The sequence below is a fragment of the Chryseobacterium sp. TB1-D10 genome (assembly GCF_059803555.1).
Genome location: NZ_JAPFHB010000001.1, coordinates 139,263 through 157,168, shown reverse-complemented (window position 1 = coordinate 157,168; position 17,906 = coordinate 139,263). Strand labels below are relative to the sequence as shown.

Below are 17,906 nucleotides of genomic sequence, written 5' to 3'. Positions count from 1 at the left end.
TAAATTTCGTAACTTCGCAGACTTTTATAAAAATTTTAATATATGGCAAATTCAAGAGCAAGAGAAACCACAGAGGCTATCGAAAGATTATACGTGTCGATGCGACATTTATTTTACAGAGGATTTTTCAAACCTTCAGGTGTTTCAGGCGAGTCATTAAGAAAACTCTTAATGGTCATCAATCCTGAAATCTACGGAAGTATGAGTATTCCCAACAAGATAGAACTGGACGGTTTACTTTATGTTCTTGATCGTCTTCCAGAAGGGATTGAGGAATGTTCTTTCATCCATCTGACTTCCGACGAAGGTTTTGATAAAGGAAGTTTCGAACCAATAGTTCCTAAGAAAAGACGTAGAAATTGCTACAGAATCGATGAACACCAAATGAATATCGAGGTTCTATTAGGACGTTCTGAAATCTATGATATTTTGACCCACCTTACCTTCTTATATCTTGAAGCTGACAAAATCAGAAACATCGGTTTTGATCTGAGCGAAGATGGCAGGCCAAGACGCATCTGGAAGATCATTGAAGAAGTTGCAAAGGGTGAGAAAAAGCACAGCAGAAAAGAAAAAGAAGTCGCTTTAATTCATCTTTCTTCTTTCTTAGGAAGAACATTTGATGAAACACTTAATGCTTACAATAGTTTCGGCGACGATAACAATCCAGATCGTCTGTTTAAAATCATCTATTACTTAGGACAAGTAAGTTTGACAGATTGGAAAGAAATAAGTGAAAGAGAAATTTATTTCTCATCAATCCTACAAGAAAGAGTTGGCCATCACCTTTTCGGAGAGAAATGGGCAAACAAGATCAAACAGGTTTTGGTAGAAAACAATCTTCATATGCGTCCACTTCACATCATCAGTGCGAATATGCACTCTGTGAAGAATATGTTGTTCGCCAACGATGCGCTTAGTAAAAAAGGAACGAAAGAAGTTGATTACAAACTTTTTGCTGACATCAGCAATAAAAAAGACCTTCAAACCAAAGTCTTAGATCACGCCTTGAAAGAAGGAATGATCTATATTGATGACCACAGCGGAAGTAACATTGATGTTCAGATCATCGACCTTGCTAAAACTGAACTTAAAAATTCGGTTTTCTCAGGACAGAAATACAAAGGCGACGATGTAATCTTAGTTTTCGATTACGCTTTCGGAGAGCAGGCTTTTGAGGTAATGGACGAATTATTAAGACCTTACGAAGTGAACGGCGAAGTTTATATGATGAAAGTGAAATCAGTTTCCATAATGGGAAAAGCCGGAATCTTAACTGGCGGAAAAGGTGATATTATGATCCCAACGTCTCACATCTTCGAAGGAACAGCGGACAATTACACTTTCGAAAACGCTTTGAAACTCCAAGATTTTGTTGATGATGAAGTAAAAGCTTTTGAAGGACCAATGGTTACCGTTTTGGGAACATCGCTTCAAAACAAAGATATTCTTTCTTACTTTATGACGACTTCGTGGAAAGCCATCGGACTGGAAATGGAAGGTGCGCATTACCAAAAAGCGATTCAGGTAGCGAGCAAAATCCGCCATCATATTTCTCCGGATCTGTTTGTGATGTATGCTTATTACGCTTCGGATAACCCTTTGGAAACGGGAAGCACCCTATCTTCCGGCGGACTTGGATTGACTGGTGTGAAACCAACTTATATGATCACTCATAAAATTATCGAGAAAATTCTTGAACAGAAATAAAATTGAAAGCCTCCTAATGGGAGGTTTTTTCGTGAATATTCTATGGACTTATTTTCTTTACATTTGAAATATGGAATTTTTTACTAGCAGCGGAATCTCACTTTTACTGTTTCTATTTTCAATTTTCTTATTCGTTATGGGACGAATAAGGAAAAACAGCTTCCAAAAAAAATATCCGCGCCTTTCAGATGCACAGAAAGATTTTATCTTAGACTCTAAGAACCGCATTACAATTAAAGGAAATAACATATATATTCAAAATCATCATTTATATTCAGGGCTTTCAGATATTGAAAAAGAAATAATAATTCTGGAAGGTCAAGTTCCTAAAATTCGAATTTTTGAAAACAATCAACTTATTAAAACTTTCATTGTAGAGCCGAAATATTCTAATCCCAATCTTGACGGTCAAATTTTTGACTGTGAAATACGGACTAATGGTAATTTTTCCGTACAAATAGAAGGTGCAATCTACAAGGATATGGAACAGCTTCTTTATAAAAAACCTTTAGATGTTGAATATTTGAGGTTTCAGCCATTTCATTTATCGCATCGCAAAGAGAATGATGAAAAATTAATTGGTCGAGGAATGATTGCAAGAGGTCTTCATTATATTGGTCATCACGATGGCGGGAATATTAGATTGATTTGTATTTGTGACTCTTGTCAAGAAAGTTTTTCAGTAGATTTCTACCACTCAGGTTTCTCTGATACTCAATATTTTTACTCTTCAAACAGTAAAGAAACTTTAATGGTGAGTTTTGACAAAATAAGAGAAATGCCTTCTTACTACGAGCAAAATTTTGATGAAAATATTTTAGCCAAAACAGAGAAGAAATTCCCTAAAACAACAGATGGAGAATTCAAATATTACAATCCTTTTTGTTGTCCGCATTGCTTAGCACCATACAATGATTATCAAAAATTCAAAGACGATCGTCTGGGAGACATTTACGCTCATTTTTATCTGAATAAAAATAATGTAAGAAGTTTCTAATATTACATTATATAAAATTCGCAACCGTGTAAATGATCAACCCAACCAAACCACCAACAATAGTTCCATTAATCCGGATAAACTGAAGGTCTTTCCCAACTTCCAATTCCAGTTTTCGGCTGAGTTCTTTTCCTTCCCAATTCCCGACGGTTGTGCTTATTAATTCGCCGAAACCCTTCGTGTTTTTCAAAATGTATTTATAGGCAGTTAATCTTACCCAATTATCTATTCTATTTTGGAATTGCTCATCATTCTGAAGATTGAAAACAAACTCGTCCAGATTTTTTTTGATGTAAAATTTCAGTTTGGAATCCTGGTCTGTCAATTCTTTTATCAATGATGATTTCAGAGATTGCCAGATGTCATGGGAATATTGATTCAGTTTTTCACCTTGCAGAAATTCTGATTTTATATTTTCAAATTCCGATTCCCATTTCGGTTCTTCTTTCAGTTCTGTTGAGAATTCGAAAATCTTGTTTGTAATTTCTGTTCTCAACGGATGCTTCATATCCTCTTCTACTTCCCGGAAATAATCGCTCAAACCTTTTGTTATTTTTTCAGAGATTTTAGAATCAACAGATTTTGGAATGAAAAAAAAACTTTCCTTTTCCACGCGCTCAGTCACCAATTTCTGATTTTCAAGAATGTAATTTTTGATTTGAGAACTGAGTCCGGTTATCAATCTTTGATGGTCGTTTTTATTAAGGATATATTCGATTCCATTTCCGATGATTGAATTCAATTTAATAGAATCAGCCATCTCTTCGGCTTTGTTCATAATGAATTTCACAACCGTTTCATCATCCAGTTTATGAATGATATTAATTAAAATCGATGACAATTCATTGATCAAAACATTCTGATTTCTATCTTTTGAAAGCCAATCGCCAACATAAACCGAAACCTTTAGTTTTTGAATGTAAGGCCGGATATTTTGATGCGAAAGGAAATTCTCAACGACGAAATTTCCCAAGTTGTCTCCAATTTTTTCTTTAGAATTCTCAATCAAATTAGTGTGCGGTATTTTGATTCCCAAAGGATAATTGAAAAGCGCTGTCACAGCAAACCAATCCGCCAATGCTCCGACCATCGCAGCTTCCGAAAATGCCCGAATGTAACCAATCCAATGTGAATGATTTTGCTTTTGGAGAATCGTCATCAAAACAAATACAACTGCCATCAAGATAAATAATCCTGTAGCAAGCATTTTGTGGTTCCGTAGTTGTCGTTTTTTTAATTCATCATTCATAATCACGGAAAATCGAAAATCGTTCCAAACAAAATTAGTCAAATAATCGAGCATTTCCCTTGAAAATCACTTGGATAAATTCGAAAAGAGACTTTTATTTTTTTAGTTTTGTGGCAGAAAACAATTCCATGAAAAAACTTTCCATTTTAATGATGTTATTTCTTTCATCATTTCTATTTTCTCAGTCTCAGGATCTATACGCTTTGGCAAAAGGTGATTATCTTGGTTTCAATGCGATCTTTGATCAAAAGGACAATCTGTTCGGTTATGTTTCCATCTATTCTTACGGCAAAAACAGTGATAAGACAAAGAAATTTGAATATGTAATTCTTGACAAAAACCTGAATCCAATTGCTAATAAAGAATTCGAAGGCGATATTACAGCGGGCGATTACTTCGGGTATATGGATTTCCGGGGAAATATTATCTTAAAACCTTCAAGTCTTGATCGTGAATATGTAACTAATAAAACTGTTTTCACACCTTCTTCTATGATCATCGATCTGAAAGATAATTCCATCAAAAGAAAAATCTATTACGATTATGACAATGGAAATTTCAAAGAAATAACAGAGCAAAAATCCTGGAAAAGCGCCAAAAAAGAAAACAAAGAAGAGAAAAAAGCGAAAGGCTATAACTATATTTCTTATGTGGTGGAAATCAAAGAAGGCGGCTACATCGCTGTGGAATATAACGATTACGGAAATTACGTTAATCAAAACAGCCTGATCAAATTTGATGAAAACAAAAAAGAAATCTGGCGATACAAATACAACGAAAGCGGAAACAAAAAACAAGGCGAAGAAATTTCCTTAATCGAGAAAGATGAAAAGAATCTGTTTTTCCTTGTCAAGAAAACGGCAGAAAAAAACAAACAGTATTTTCTCCTGGTGCTTGACACAAAAACCGGCGAAGAAGTCAGCATGAAAAAGATAGACGTTCTGAACAACGAAACTTTGGATTACATTACAAGCCTGTTTTCCTACAGCTTCGGCAACATTGATAATGATAAAATCATCGATGATAAAATCGTTATGCTTGGCAGTCATATCACTAATAATTTCAGAAAAATTGGTTACACGAGATTGCTGATTGATAAAAAATCTTTTGAGACCAGCGTCCAGGATCTTGATCACCTGGATCTTACTGTAGAAATTCCAAAAATAAAAGAGAACGGAATGGTAGAATCCGGATATTTCCTGGAACCTAGGGATGCATTTTTCTTAAAAGATGGCAGTGTAGGAATGATATTGGAAAAATACAAACCTGAAGGCGAATACAGCGCGCCGAAGACTACAGACCTTGTATATGTCTTTACAGATAAGGATTTTAAAAAGAAAGGCGTGAAAATTTTTGAAAAGGAAAAATCAAAATGGTCCAACTCGGATTATCTTTTCTCACAATATCTGAATGATGGGAAAGACGTAGTTTTCTTCTACAGAGATTACGTGAAAGATTCTGCTACGAAAGAAAAAAACTGGAATCTTTACATCAATACTTTGATTGACGGGAATTTCAAACAGGAAATAGTTCCGATTTCTGCCAAAGATGATTTTACGGTTTTGCCTTATGTTGGCAAAGAAGGCTACATCTTGCTGAGAGAATTCAATAAAAAAGAAAAGTATAACAAAATTCGACTGGAACGCCTTAATTACTAAAGCAAAAGTCTCTGTAAATCAGAGACTTTTTTTATTGTAGAATTCAGCAATATATTTGATGTCATCCAGACTCAGATTCCACATAAAGTTGAGGAACTGCTGGTAGCTTTCGTCCTGATTTTTAGGATCTACCCTGTCCAGATAGCGATTGAGCTTATAATTTTTTCTGGCTTCAAAGATTTTTTCGAAGTTTTTCCCAAGCCAATATTTGTAATATTCTGTTTCCTGAGTTTCTTTTTGCAAGAGTTGTAAGGCAGAATAGATTCCTGCACCAAAATCCTCAGACTGATAATAATTGGGAAGAAACTCAAGTTTTGCTATTTTTTCCAACTCCTGAAATTCGGCGGAAGGTTCAACTTTATTAGTAGTTACGTTTTGATCCGGAAACTGTTTATTCAGATATTTGATTCTCAGATCCATTTCCGGATGAGATGCCACAGAATCTTTGTCAATTTTATCTTTGTAATGAGAATAATCGTAGGTCGAAAAGTCTTCTTTTTGCAGCCATTTTTCTTTAAAAGGATGTTGCGGCAAGTCGAAAAACTGCTTGTAAGTTTCGGCTTTCACAACATTTGGAGAAATGGTGTCAAACTTTTTCAGTGTCAATAAAGCATTTTTAAATTCAGTTTTTGCAAAGTTTGATTTTAAATAATAAATATAACCAAGAGAATCTGCTTCGTTTTCCTGCTTTCTCTTTTCTGCACTGAATTTGTACAATTGTCTCTTATAAATTTGATACGCTTTTTCGCCTTTGTTATTTTGAATGAGAGCCAGATTTTTCACTTCTTCTTTTCCGTTTTTTTCCAGTGTCATATCGGCCAGCTGCGTTTTGATGGAATGATCCAGAAAAAGATGTCCAAGCTCGTGACAAATGACGGAAGCAAACTGGTCCTGATTATCAACCCAATAAAACAGTCCCATATTCACAACCAAAGTTCCGTCGCCCATACAATAGGCATTTGGCGTGTTATTTTTTTCTACAAGGATTTTTAGATTTGGGTAATTAAGAGAATTACTTTTTAATATTTGATCAACAACATTATTTACATATTTATTGAATACGGTATTGAAAACAAAATTTTTGCTTTTCACTTCATCCTGAAAATATTTCTGAAATCTCGACAACGAATTTGAAAGCTCGCGTCCGGTTTTACCTTCGTACTTTTCTTTTTGTCTTTTATTAAAAAGCTCGCTGTCTTTGGTATAAGTATTCAAAAAGTTTTTCCGCTCCGGATAATCTGCGGTATCAATCGGTTTGTAAATCTGAGCAGGATTTAAAGAGAAAATACCCAGCATCAAAATCAATACAATTGTTCTCATCAACAAAATTTTAACAAAAATAATCTTTTCACATTATCATGATCACATTATCTATATTTTTGTAAGTAAAGTTTTATTCAATGCAAAAAGTAATTAAAGTTGTTCTGGTGATATTAGCCTCTCTGATACTTTTGATTTACATCACAGGTTACAATTATCTTTTTAGCGCAATCAGACTCACATATCTCCAAGGAGAAACCAATTCTATAATAGATGACGGGAAGAATTTTCCTTCACATCTTATTTCTAAAGGCTATCCGAAACCTTGGCAGACTGACATTAACTATAATAAAAAACCATTGTCTCCGGAACTGGAAAAACATCTTAAAGAGACAGAGTCAGTTTCATTTTTGGTCATTCAGCATGGGAAAATTTTGCAGGAACATTATTGGGATGGTTACAATAAAAATACAGCGAGCAATTCTTTCTCAATCGCCAAAACAGTCACTGTTTTATTATTAGGAAAAGCTATTGATGATGGGAGAATCTCAGGGATTAATCAGAAATTTTCAGATTTTTACCCAGATTTTTCCGGAAAGGAGTTTGGAAACAGCCTCACTCTTGGAAATCTCGCTTCTATGCAGGCCGGACTGGACTGGAAAGAAGATTACAAAGATATTTTCTCCAAAAACGCCGAAGCTTACTATGGTTTTTCCACTGCAGATGTTGTTTTTCAGACAAAATTCAAACAAAGTCCGGGTGAGAAGTTTGAATATCAAAGTGGCGCCTCTCAGCTTTTAGGATTTGCCGTCGGTAAATCTGTTGGAATGCCGCTCGCTTCCTACGCTTCAGCAAAACTCTGGAAACCTCTTGGAATGGAACAAAACGCTGAATGGTCAACAGATAATCTGGGTATAGAAAAAACCTTTTGCTGCATCCAATCCAACGCTCGTGATTTTGCAAAAATCGGCTCTTTACTTTTGAATAGAGGTAAGCTTGAGAATATGCCTTTAATTGATGAAAAATTTGTGGATCTAATGACCACACCTACAGAAAACTCAAACGGTGTTTACGGTTTAGGTGTTTGGACAAACTATGATACGAAAATTCACCACTACTATCTTCGCGGGCTTTACGGCCAGTATGTGATTATTGTGCCGGAATATGAGATGATTATCGTACGACTTGGAAATAAGGAAGGCGAGGCAAAGGATTCTAAAAACCGTCCGAAAGATATTGAATTTTATATTAATGAAGCTTTGAAACTGACTAATAAAAATTAATCTGTTTCGTAATCCAAAAGCGCGAAAACACTCAGCAAAATACTGCTTTTAAGTTTTTGTTCCGCTTCTTTCATATACTGGGCATCATTGGTTGCGGGAATATACAACTCATAAAAATTACGGTTTCTGATTACAAATAATGTAGAACCAATGATCATTGTAAGAACGTCTTCAGATTTCGGAGCGTTGTGAAAAACGCCGGAAACAATTCCTTTTTTCACAATATCATCCAACCTTGTCACACAAATCTGATAAAACTCCAGCAAATCATCTTTCACATTATCCTGAGTTCTGATTTCCTGAGTTACAAAACCGTGAAAATAGCTGTATTTGAACAGCAAAGACACGATATAGTTTACGATCTCCTTCATCTGCATCTCCGGTTTCCCTTCTTTTATCGTCTGAGCAAATTCAGAAAAACTCTCTTTTGTACGCTGAACACGGTATTGATAAAGGTAAGACATCATCTTTTCCTTGGATCCGAAATAATATGAGATCATTGCCACATTGATATTCGCTTTTGTGCAAATATCTCGCACAGAGGTTCCATCAAAGCCTTTTTTGGCAATTAATTCTTCTGCAACATCCAAAATATTGATTTGTTTTTCTGTAAATTTTTTTCTCATATATCAAAAAAGATCTTATGTAAAATTAACATTTTTTTTGATTAATTAACATTTAATTTATTTTCATTTATAATTTGATCCAATCAGCTTTATTTGTCATTCATTCATAATATCTTTTGCCTGAGATTTTTAACCAAATAACAATTGGAAATCGAGTGAACTTATGTAGATCTAATCTGAGCAAAGTCATACTAGAAACTATAGTTGACCGTTCCAAAAACTTTAATTTCTTATCTTTGACTATGGATTTTTTGGATTTTCATCATCATAAACTGAATCAGGTTGGGATTTACAATTTAAATCTTAATGAAGAAATTTCGAGTGGAAACTTCTCTGCTGGTCTTCATCCAAAAGATATTTCTGAAAACTGGAAATCCGACTTTGAAAAAATCAAAACGATTTCCATTACAGACAACTGTCTTGCGATCGGTGAATGTGGATTAGACGGATTGATTTCCGTTAATGAAGACCTTCAAAACGAAGTTTTCAAAAACCATATTGCCTGGGCAGAAGAGATTAAAAAACCAATTATAATCCATTGTGTAAAAAGATTTTCACAGCTTTTGCATTATAAAAACGCTAAAGTTCCAATGATCATTCATGGATTTAATAAGAAAGAAAATATCGCTCAGGAACTTTTGGAAGCTGGCTTTTACCTGAGTTTTGGATATGCAGCATTAGAAAACTTATCTTTGCAAAACATAATTAAAAATATTCCCATCCAAAGATTATTTCTGGAAACAGACGATTCTGATTTTGAGATCATTAAGCTTTACGAAAAAGTGTCTGAAATCAAATCTATTGCTTTGGAAGATTTGAAAAATCAAATGTGGGAAAACTTAAATCATCTTGTTAAGAATGGATAAATTTTGGCTGGAACGCACCGAATTATTGATAAAAGAAGAAGGCATTGAAAAACTTCAAAACGCTAAAGTTTTGGTAGTTGGTTTGGGCGGCGTTGGATCTTTTGCAGCAGAATTTCTGGCAAGAGCCGGCATCGGAAAAATGGTAATTGTGGACGGCGATGTTGTAGATATTACTAATATCAATCGTCAATTGCCTGCACTTCATTCCACAATCGGCCAACATAAAGTTGAGTTGGTTGGAGACAGATTGATGGACATAAATCCAAAACTTGATCTTACCAAAATCAATGAGTTTTTGGAACCGGAAAGAATGCGGGAAATTTTACAATCCGAAAAATTCGACTATGTTTTAGATTGCATCGATTCTTTGACACCAAAAATTGCATTAATCATTGCTTGTCGAAGAACTAAAACTAAGCTTGTTTCCTCAATGGGCGCAGGTGGAAAATCTGATCCAAGCAAAGTAATGGTTCGCGATATTCATAAAACCAACAATTGCCTGCTCGCTAGACAAGTGAGAAAACGACTGAAAAAAGAGAAAATCGACAAAGGTTTCCGTTGTGTTTTCTCTACCGAATTACAAGACGAAGAAAGCTTGAAAATGACGGACGGAACCAATTTTAAACGTTCTTTTTATGGTACAATCAGTTTTATTCCGGCTATTTTCGGCTTGTATGTAGCAGCAGAAGTTATCAATTACTTAACCGGAAAAGAATAAATTTTCCGATGAAAATAAACAGTTTCCCCACTCACGAAAAACTGAAAAGAAAATCGGAAATTGACCATCTTTTTAAGAAAGGTAAGTGGCTGACTGTGGACAATATCCGGGTAATTCACATCAAATCTAATGAAAGTTTTTCTGTTCCAAATCACAGAATCGGTGTTTCTGTTGGAAAGAAATTTTTCAAAAAAGCGGTAGACAGAAATCGCATAAAACGCTTATTGCGAGAATGTTATCGTCTAAACAAAGCAACTTATCTGGAAGCTTTCAAAGAAAAATCTATTGTGATGATTTTCTGGGCTTCCAAAGAAATGCCGAAGAACTTTTCTGTGGTTGAAACACAGTTTATTAATCTCTGTAAAAAGAAATCTGAATAATATCCTGAATTAATTTGTAATTTTATTCTCAAACAAAATTACAAATGGCTGATATCTTACCTTACTTATTAAGCACTTTTATCGGAATTGGATTAGCTGCTGCTTCCGGTTTCCGTGTCTTTTTACCATTATTTGCTGTGAGTCTTGCTTCTTACCTTGGGTGGATTCCAATGGGTGACAACTTCGAATGGTTGTCCGGATTGCCGACATTAATAACAACAGGCGTTGCAACTGTAATCGAAATTCTTGCTTACTACATTCCGGTTGTTGATAATTTTCTCGATACTTTATCAATTCCTTTGGCAACTATTGCCGGATCTGTTTTGTTTGCCAGCCAGTTTATGGAATTGGGGACTTTTCCGCAATGGGCTTTAGCATTGATTGCCGGTGGTGGAACTGCTGCGACGATTGCTTCAGGATTTGCCGGAACACGAGCCGCATCGACAGCTACAACAGCCGGAATTGGAAATAATCTGGTTGCGACCACAGAAACTGCCGGCGCAGGGCTGATGTCTGTTCTTTCTATCTTTCTTCCTGTTCTTGCTTTTATTTTTGCGATGGTATTAATTGTTCTTGTTTTATTTTTTGGAAGGAAACTTTGGCGGAAGATGAAAACGCAGAATTCCGGGATATTTTAAAATAAAAAAGACCGCAAATTGCGGTCTTTTTTATTTTAAAATCAATTGTAATCTAATCTTAGTTTACAACAATATCGTCGATTTGTATTGTTGTAGTAACTCCAGGATTACCGCCTTCATATTTGAAAACTACAAATCCATTTCCTGTAAGAGCCGCAGGAATGTTATATGTTCCAGCAGGAGCTAAAGTTCCATATCCTGAACTAGGCGTTTTCGGAACTGTAAAGGTTGAAGTGATATCCGCTAGTGTTGCAGTTGAAATATCTGAACCCGGTGTATAATTTGTTGTTGTATAAACCTTCAAAGCATCTCCATTATAAAAACCAACATTCACTTTAAATGCCATTGTACTTGCAGCAGTAAAATCTACAGGAACAATAAAATATGTGTGAATATTTCCACTTGCTCCATTTGCAGAAAGCTGAATATATTTGTTGCTGTTAAATGATCTAATTTCCCAATATCTGCTGCCTAACTCTGCATAATTGATATACTTTGGAAAATTATTGAAAAACGGTGCTGAAGTATTAGCTGGATATGATTCAAAATTTTCTGTATACGATCCCGAATATGTGATTGATGAACCACCAATAATACCTGTTGCGAATCTATCTTTATTAAAATTAATATCTTTAAGAGATCTGATCAGCATTTGCCACCCACTGTTATATCGACTAACAACAAATGTAAGATCTCCAGACCCTTGTGGTAGTAGATTTGCCCCGAAAGTAGAGAATCCAGAATTTCTGATTACGGTTGTTTCACCAGTTTTATCTACAATGTCCCGGTCAGTATCTTGTCCCACTCCTGCTATATAATTGATAAATGTTTTTGGTTGTGGCAATACCAACTCTTTAGAAAACTGAACACCTTCTACAGTTACCAGAGTGTTTATATACTTTTCAGCTTTCGCATCTTTCAACGATGCTAACTTTGTAGGAACAAGGGTAGCAATATCAAGTCTATTACTTCCATTACAAACACCAGCAAGATATCTTGTCAGAAGTATACTTGGGATTCTTCCTATAGCATAAGTGGGATCGATAGATCCAATTTTGATTGTTCCTCTATCTAAACCTAACACCAAGCCATTTGCCTTGATACGCACGTGTGCTCCCACAGGAAAATCAGCATAGTTAGAAGCTTTATCAACTTCCATCTGTAAACCAATTGTTGGGTTTTCAGGTTTATCCTGGAATGAAATTGTTTTGTAAAAGTTACCATTCTCGTCTGATGAGACGATGTAGGCATCAAAAATTACGGCTGCACCATCTGCAGGAACTTTGTAAGTACCTGTTGCAGGTGCTTTAGCTGCAAAAGCAGCCATTTCTATTGTAGGTGCGTCGAATCTGTTGTTGCAAAGAATTTCTGGTGTGTTCCAGTCATCATCTTTGACGCACGAAGAAAAGGTTGCTGCAACCATTGCAGAGAAAACCAATGTTTTGATTGTTGTATATGTTTTCATTTTTTTTATTTTAAAATCTTACTTGTAAATTTACGAAATATGAACGTCCTTGTGTATACCAATATTTAGGACCGAATAATGTTTGACTTCTGTTAAAATCTTCCTGAAAGCCATCAAACTTCACGTTTCTTGTTTGTTCAAAACCTCCGGTAATATATTTAGTATTATCAAAAATATTATTTACGCTCGCTGAGATCAATAAATAATATTTGCCCATCAACCAAGACTTACCAACGTTTGCATTTATGAAATATGCAGCAGGCAGTTTGTTTGGTGCCAATAATCTTCTTAATTCCTCATCATTCACGTTTGCATACGGTGTTCCTGTATTGCTGTTTTGTACAAAACTCTGAGATCTAAGCAATGCAGAAGGATCTAAATAATTGTTGTCCAAATAGTTCCAGTTTGCTCCAACCCACCAGTATTTCGGGGAACTGTATCTAAAACCAGCAGAAAAAGCCATTTGAGGCGTTCCGCCTTGCTTATAATTCTTAAGATTCGATTTTCCGAAATCTACAAAAGATTGTCCGTTTCCAAAAACACCTATTGCATCTGATGCAAAGTAAACGTTGGGATCATTACGATAGGTATATTGACCATAGCTGGCAACACCTTGTAAGGATAGAGTTGGCAGCAATTTAAAATCTACGCCAAGTTCTGCTCCGATATTTCTTTTCTCAACATTAGACATAACTTGAGTTACAAAAGCACTCTGAATATATTGTCCGCCAGTATTCGTATCTGTTGTCCCTCCAGTAAGGGAATTATCGATTTGAATACCATCTGCAAAGAATCTCTGAACATTTGTTTCATTCTGAGTATCAATTAAATATACAGATGCTCTAACTTTATATAAAGGCGTATTGATAACATAACTTAAGTCATTAGCATTGACAACAGTATTTTTGATATTAGGCGCAACAGATGCATTAAGCCTTGGATTAATGAAAAGATCTTCTAAATAAGGTGCTTGAGAGAAATAGCTACCATTATAAACTAAGAAGTTTCTTCCATTAATTTTATAAATAATCTGACCTTTTAAACCAAAATTCCAGAATTCATAATCTTTGCTTTTTCCAAAAGAATCTGCGTAGAGATAATGCTTAAACAATCCTTCTCTACTAGATGTTGAATATCCTGCAAGACCCGATACAAAAACATCAAATTTGCCTTCTGAGAATTTAAAACCAGGATTTACCTTTGCTTCTTGTCTTCTGAAAATATAGTTATATAATAATCTATCACCCTCTTTCTTAGCAATATTAGCTTCTCCTTCGTTGTATAAAGCAGATGTACCAGGATTATTAGTTGCAGCAAAAGGATCTCTGTTGAGTACAAAATCTGCTCCTAGAAGATCATTAACTTCTCTATATAATTCTGATCGGTAGTTCTGATAAGAAATGTTCAACATAAACTTAGCTTTATCAGTAAAATTGTAAGTGTAGTGCGTTGCTGCATTCCAAACCTTATCATCACTCACATCATTTACAAGATAATATAACGCTCTTTTACCAGTTACTCCGTATTGGTTGATAGGATCTTGCCCTATATTAGCAGCATATAGTCTATTCCAGTTTATTTGAGTCACACTTGGATCTCCACTTTCCCAAGCAGCTTTTGATGAACGATATGCGTCACCTGCGGCAAGATAATTTCCTGTAGCTGGATCCAAAGTAAATGCATCAGGATTCAATGATCCGAAATAGCTCGGTAAATTTCTGTAATATGTAGGTGAAGGATTTGGTACACTTTGCCAGTCTAACCTAGAACCTTTATCTTTTCCAAACTGGTAAGAAACTGAAGTCCAAAGATTAGAGTTTTTATTAATTTTTAAGAAATCCTGTAACTGGAAAAGTGGCTGAAATGTTTTTCTAACTCTTTCATTTCTTTTCTCTCCATTCTGCCAACCCCAATATGAGTTGTAATGTACACCTCTATAATCGTAAACTTCTTGTGTATTAGGACTCGAAGTAGATCTTCTTGTTGGTGATGCAAAAGCATTGAATGTAATCGTATGATTGTCATTGATTTTCTTCTCTACACCTAAATAAGTTCCGTAAGCATCATAAAAAGTTCCTTCCTGGATGCCTTCTTCCGCCCATCTTTTAGCACCCATCAATGTAAATGCCCAACCGCTTTTAGACATTCCGGACGTATATCTTAAAGATACTCTTTGTCTGTAATTTCTGTTTGTGATAGAGTAAACAGCCTGGAAACCTTTTCTGTACTCACTGGCTTTTGTGTTTTTATAAATTACACCGCTTGATCCTCCAAAAGCATATTCAGAAGGTGAATGGTTTGCGGCAATTTCCGGGTATCTTACAATTTCATTAAGACCTCCCCAGTTAGAAAAATCTACATTTCCATTATCAGATTTTACCATAGAAACACCATTCAGCATGTTTTCGGAAGTTCTTCCGTCCACGCCTCTTGGTCGGAACCAATATGCACCTAGGTCAAAACTTGCGATTCTGTTGAAAACATCCTGAGAAGATTGCAAAAGACCAACCGTTGAGGATTGTCCGCTATCTTCATCTCCAGAATTGTCCAGGATTGCAAGACCTTGATCTGCTCCGGTTAATGTAGAGTAAAGGGTAATAACGCCCAGGTCTTTTCTTTTTTCTGTGGTAATGTCAAATTCCAAAGTTTTTGTTTCGAAATTTGGCTTTGTCACCACAATCTGATAATGTCCGGTTTTCAAATCTACAAACTGGAAATATCCAATTTTGTCTGCCGAAACACCATTACCTTCTCCTTTTAGATCTACTTGTGCTTTCTCTACCGGTTTCCCGTCAGCATCTTTCAGGTATGCAAAAACCGTAGTCTGTGCGTAGTAAAATGATGCCGGAAGCATTGTAAATAAGGAGATTAATGATAATTTTTTAATCATAAATCAATTAGGTTTTGTTTGCTCTTTTTTTCTAATATACAGTCCGTTACACACGGAAGGCAAATGTATATAAATTTTTGATAATTAATACTTTTTAACATTTTTTTTTATTTTAACAAATTGTCAATTAATTGCTACATAATTATCAATTGTCAAAAACATAAGATTTTTATTTTGCAACAAACCAAAAAAAATTACTTTTGTAGCCTTACATATTTTATTTATGAAAAACATTATAGGCTTAATTGCTATTTTTAGTATCTCCTTATTATCTGCACAACAAAAAAGACAGGTGCGTGCGGCTACTGTAGGATTTCTGAACGTTGAAAATCTCTGGGACACCGTTCGTTCCGCTGATTATATAGATGGTACCAAAGACATCAGCAACCCTTCTTTCCACAGAAGTGTACCGTTGGATTCCGTCAAATATCTGGAAGTTACGGAGAAAGATTACGCCGGGCCTTGGAACGACCAATCACTTAAAGGAAAGAAAGTGGTAAGAATACAAGGCGGATCTGAAGAGTTCACACCAAAAAGTGGTAAAAACTATAATTATAAGATCTATAAGCAAAAATTAGAAAACGAAGCAAAAGTAATCTCAGAAATGGGAAAAGCTTACACCAATACAGCTCCGGTTGTCGTAGGTTTAATAGAAGTAGAAAACCGCCAGGTGATGGAGGATCTTGTAAAAGAGCCTGCCATTGCGAAATATGATTACGGCGTTGTTCATTTCAACTCTTATGATTACAGAGGAATAGATGTTGGTTTTATTTATCAGAAAAGAAGATTCACACCATCCAAATCTTGGAAAAAAGAAGTGAAAATCTTTGGCGACGAGGGCAGAAGAGAATATACCAGAGATATTGTTGTATTGACAGGTTTCCTTGATAACGAAAAAGTAGCATTTTTCCTAAATCACTGGCCATCCAGAAGAGGTGGTGAAGCGGCTTCTCTTCCAAAAAGAAATGCAGCAGCCACAATCCTTAAAAAGGAAATGGACAGTGTACAAGCATTAGACCCTTCGACCAAAATGTTTGCAATGGGCGATTTCAATGATGATCCTATCAGTCCAAGTTTAAAAAATTATTTGAAAGCAGCTGGCAATCCGAAAGATCTGTCAGAAACGACACCTTATCTCAATCTGATGTATCCTTTATATAAAAATGGTGTTGCATCTTTGGCTTATCAGGACGCACCAAATTTATTTGATCAGATCATCGTTTCTTCTAATTTATACTCTCCAAACAAAGAACTGAGAAAAGATTACACGGTTTTCAAAGCGGAGATTTTTGCACCGGCATATTTGGTCAACAAAGAAGGAAATTACAAAGGCTACCCTTTCCGTTCGTGGAATGGCGATCAGTTTACCGGCGGTTATTCCGATCACTTTCCGGCATTTGTGGTTTTGCAGAAAGACCCAGCACCTTAATATTACTTCACTCATAATACAAACCGTTTCAAATCTTTGGAACGGTTTTTTGTTTACTTTAAATAGAAATTATTTGGGCAGCTTTCCCGCGCTCCGTTCCCGCTATTTTTTTGCCAAAACCCTTTTCCCTAGCAAAAAAAATGAGCTCCACTCAGCTCGGGCTGCGAGAGATTCAACGCACCAATAGAGAATGTAAAATAACTTATGTAACTTAGTCTTTCTTAGACTTTGCAAATTGCCATCAGATACAAATCTGCAAAATCAGCGAGAATATTATAACTTCAATCCAAATTTAAACATGAAAAACTTAATCGCCCTCGCCATATTTTCCGCTTTCATCTGGTCTTGTTCCACAAGTTCAAAACCATTAGCACAAGACCAAAAACCATCCATCGCAACCCAAAAGAAGACCGATTCCGCAGACGAATGGGAAATCACCGTTTTCGATGCCGAATATGAAACCTTTGTTGCCACCAGAGCACAACCAAAATCAATGTTTACAGAAAGCAGTTTAAAATCCCGGAATACCATTTTGGTCAACGAATGGAATTCCAGATTCTATTCCGGCACAAATCCAAATTTTTATGAAGTCGCCATAGATTATGATCCAAAAGAAAATTATGGTTTAGACTTCGAATACAGAATGTATCAATTTTTTGCCTATTGCAATTGGAAATACGGAATTAGGTTTAATGGACTGAGAGGAATCGATAAAGTAAAATAGAAAAAGACTGCAA

General features: G+C 35.5%; 15 protein-coding genes. 10 read left to right on the top strand and 5 right to left on the bottom strand.

What is annotated here, in order from left to right; all coding sequences use genetic code 11:
* Positions 1-42 precede the first annotated feature (42 nt).
* On the top strand, positions 43-1,710 hold the full coding sequence (locus OPU68_RS00740; protein WP_498472034.1) for a DUF6909 family protein: 1,668 nt from the start codon (positions 43-45) through the stop codon (positions 1,708-1,710).
* A 70-nt stretch (positions 1,711-1,780) separates the two neighbouring features.
* A complete protein-coding gene (locus OPU68_RS00735; protein ID WP_498472033.1) occupies positions 1,781-2,707 on the top strand; it encodes a hypothetical protein in 927 nt (308 codons plus the stop codon).
* Positions 2,708-2,714: 7 nt separating this feature from the next.
* Here OPU68_RS00735 and OPU68_RS00730 read toward each other — a convergent pair whose 3' ends face one another.
* Positions 2,715-3,956 (bottom strand): DUF445 domain-containing protein, encoded by a 1,242-nt coding sequence (locus tag OPU68_RS00730; protein ID WP_498472032.1) that lies wholly within the window; start codon positions 3,954-3,956, stop codon positions 2,715-2,717.
* Positions 3,957-4,084: 128 nt separating this feature from the next.
* Between OPU68_RS00730 and OPU68_RS00725 the strand changes: the two genes are divergently transcribed.
* Positions 4,085-5,614, top strand: coding sequence for a hypothetical protein (locus OPU68_RS00725; RefSeq protein ID WP_498472031.1), 1,530 nt, complete (start codon positions 4,085-4,087; stop codon positions 5,612-5,614).
* An 18-nt stretch (positions 5,615-5,632) separates the two neighbouring features.
* On the opposite strand, the gene OPU68_RS00720 is transcribed toward OPU68_RS00725, so the two are convergent.
* Entirely contained in the window at positions 5,633-6,934 is a 1,302-nt protein-coding gene (locus OPU68_RS00720) for a M48 family metallopeptidase (RefSeq protein WP_498472030.1), read from the bottom strand.
* An 80-nt stretch (positions 6,935-7,014) separates the two neighbouring features.
* Here OPU68_RS00720 and OPU68_RS00715 point away from each other — a divergent pair, with 80 nt between their 5' ends.
* The gene (locus OPU68_RS00715; RefSeq protein WP_498472029.1) at positions 7,015-8,157 is read left to right on the top strand and encodes a serine hydrolase domain-containing protein; all 1,143 of its coding nucleotides are present in this window, start codon (positions 7,015-7,017) and stop codon (positions 8,155-8,157) included.
* Here the strand turns inward: OPU68_RS00715 and OPU68_RS00710 are convergent.
* Positions 8,154-8,783: a TetR/AcrR family transcriptional regulator gene (locus OPU68_RS00710; protein ID WP_498472028.1), complete on the bottom strand. Its 630-nt coding sequence runs from the start codon at positions 8,781-8,783 to the stop codon at positions 8,154-8,156. The genes OPU68_RS00715 and OPU68_RS00710 overlap by 4 nt on opposite strands.
* 155 nt (positions 8,784-8,938) lie before the next feature.
* Here OPU68_RS00710 and OPU68_RS00705 point away from each other — a divergent pair, with 155 nt between their 5' ends.
* From OPU68_RS00705 to OPU68_RS00690, 4 genes are read left to right on the top strand one after another with little or no spacing between them, the layout of a single operon-like run.
* Positions 8,939-9,649 (top strand): TatD family hydrolase, encoded by a 711-nt coding sequence (locus tag OPU68_RS00705; RefSeq protein WP_498472027.1) that lies wholly within the window; start codon positions 8,939-8,941, stop codon positions 9,647-9,649.
* A complete protein-coding gene (locus OPU68_RS00700) occupies positions 9,642-10,367 on the top strand; it encodes a tRNA threonylcarbamoyladenosine dehydratase (RefSeq protein ID WP_498472026.1) in 726 nt (241 codons plus the stop codon). The genes OPU68_RS00705 and OPU68_RS00700 overlap by 8 nt, the downstream gene beginning before the upstream one ends.
* Positions 10,368-10,375: 8 nt before the next feature.
* On the top strand, positions 10,376-10,747 hold the full coding sequence (gene rnpA, locus OPU68_RS00695) for a ribonuclease P protein component (protein WP_498472025.1): 372 nt from the start codon (positions 10,376-10,378) through the stop codon (positions 10,745-10,747).
* 44 nt (positions 10,748-10,791) lie between these two features.
* Positions 10,792-11,385 (top strand): DUF4126 domain-containing protein, encoded by a 594-nt coding sequence (locus OPU68_RS00690; RefSeq protein WP_498472024.1) that lies wholly within the window; start codon positions 10,792-10,794, stop codon positions 11,383-11,385.
* Between the two features lie 58 nt (positions 11,386-11,443).
* On the opposite strand, the gene OPU68_RS00685 is transcribed toward OPU68_RS00690, so the two are convergent.
* Positions 11,444-12,850: a M949_1556 family lipoprotein gene (locus OPU68_RS00685; RefSeq protein WP_498472023.1), complete on the bottom strand. Its 1,407-nt coding sequence runs from the start codon at positions 12,848-12,850 to the stop codon at positions 11,444-11,446.
* A gap of 10 nt (positions 12,851-12,860) precedes the next feature.
* Positions 12,861-15,740, bottom strand: a complete 2,880-nt coding sequence (locus OPU68_RS00680) for a carboxypeptidase regulatory-like domain-containing protein (protein ID WP_498472022.1) — start codon at positions 15,738-15,740, stop codon at positions 12,861-12,863.
* Positions 15,741-15,963: 223 nt separating this feature from the next.
* Between OPU68_RS00680 and OPU68_RS00675 the strand changes: the two genes are divergently transcribed.
* Both OPU68_RS00675 and OPU68_RS00670 read left to right on the top strand, forming a co-directional pair.
* Positions 15,964-17,169, top strand: a complete 1,206-nt coding sequence (locus OPU68_RS00675) for an endonuclease/exonuclease/phosphatase family protein (RefSeq protein WP_498472020.1) — start codon at positions 15,964-15,966, stop codon at positions 17,167-17,169.
* Between the two features lie 298 nt (positions 17,170-17,467).
* Complete coding sequence (locus tag OPU68_RS00670; protein ID WP_498472019.1) at positions 17,468-17,893, top strand: DUF6146 family protein; 426 nt, start codon at positions 17,468-17,470, stop codon at positions 17,891-17,893.
* The last annotated feature ends 13 nt before the right edge of the window (positions 17,894-17,906 follow it).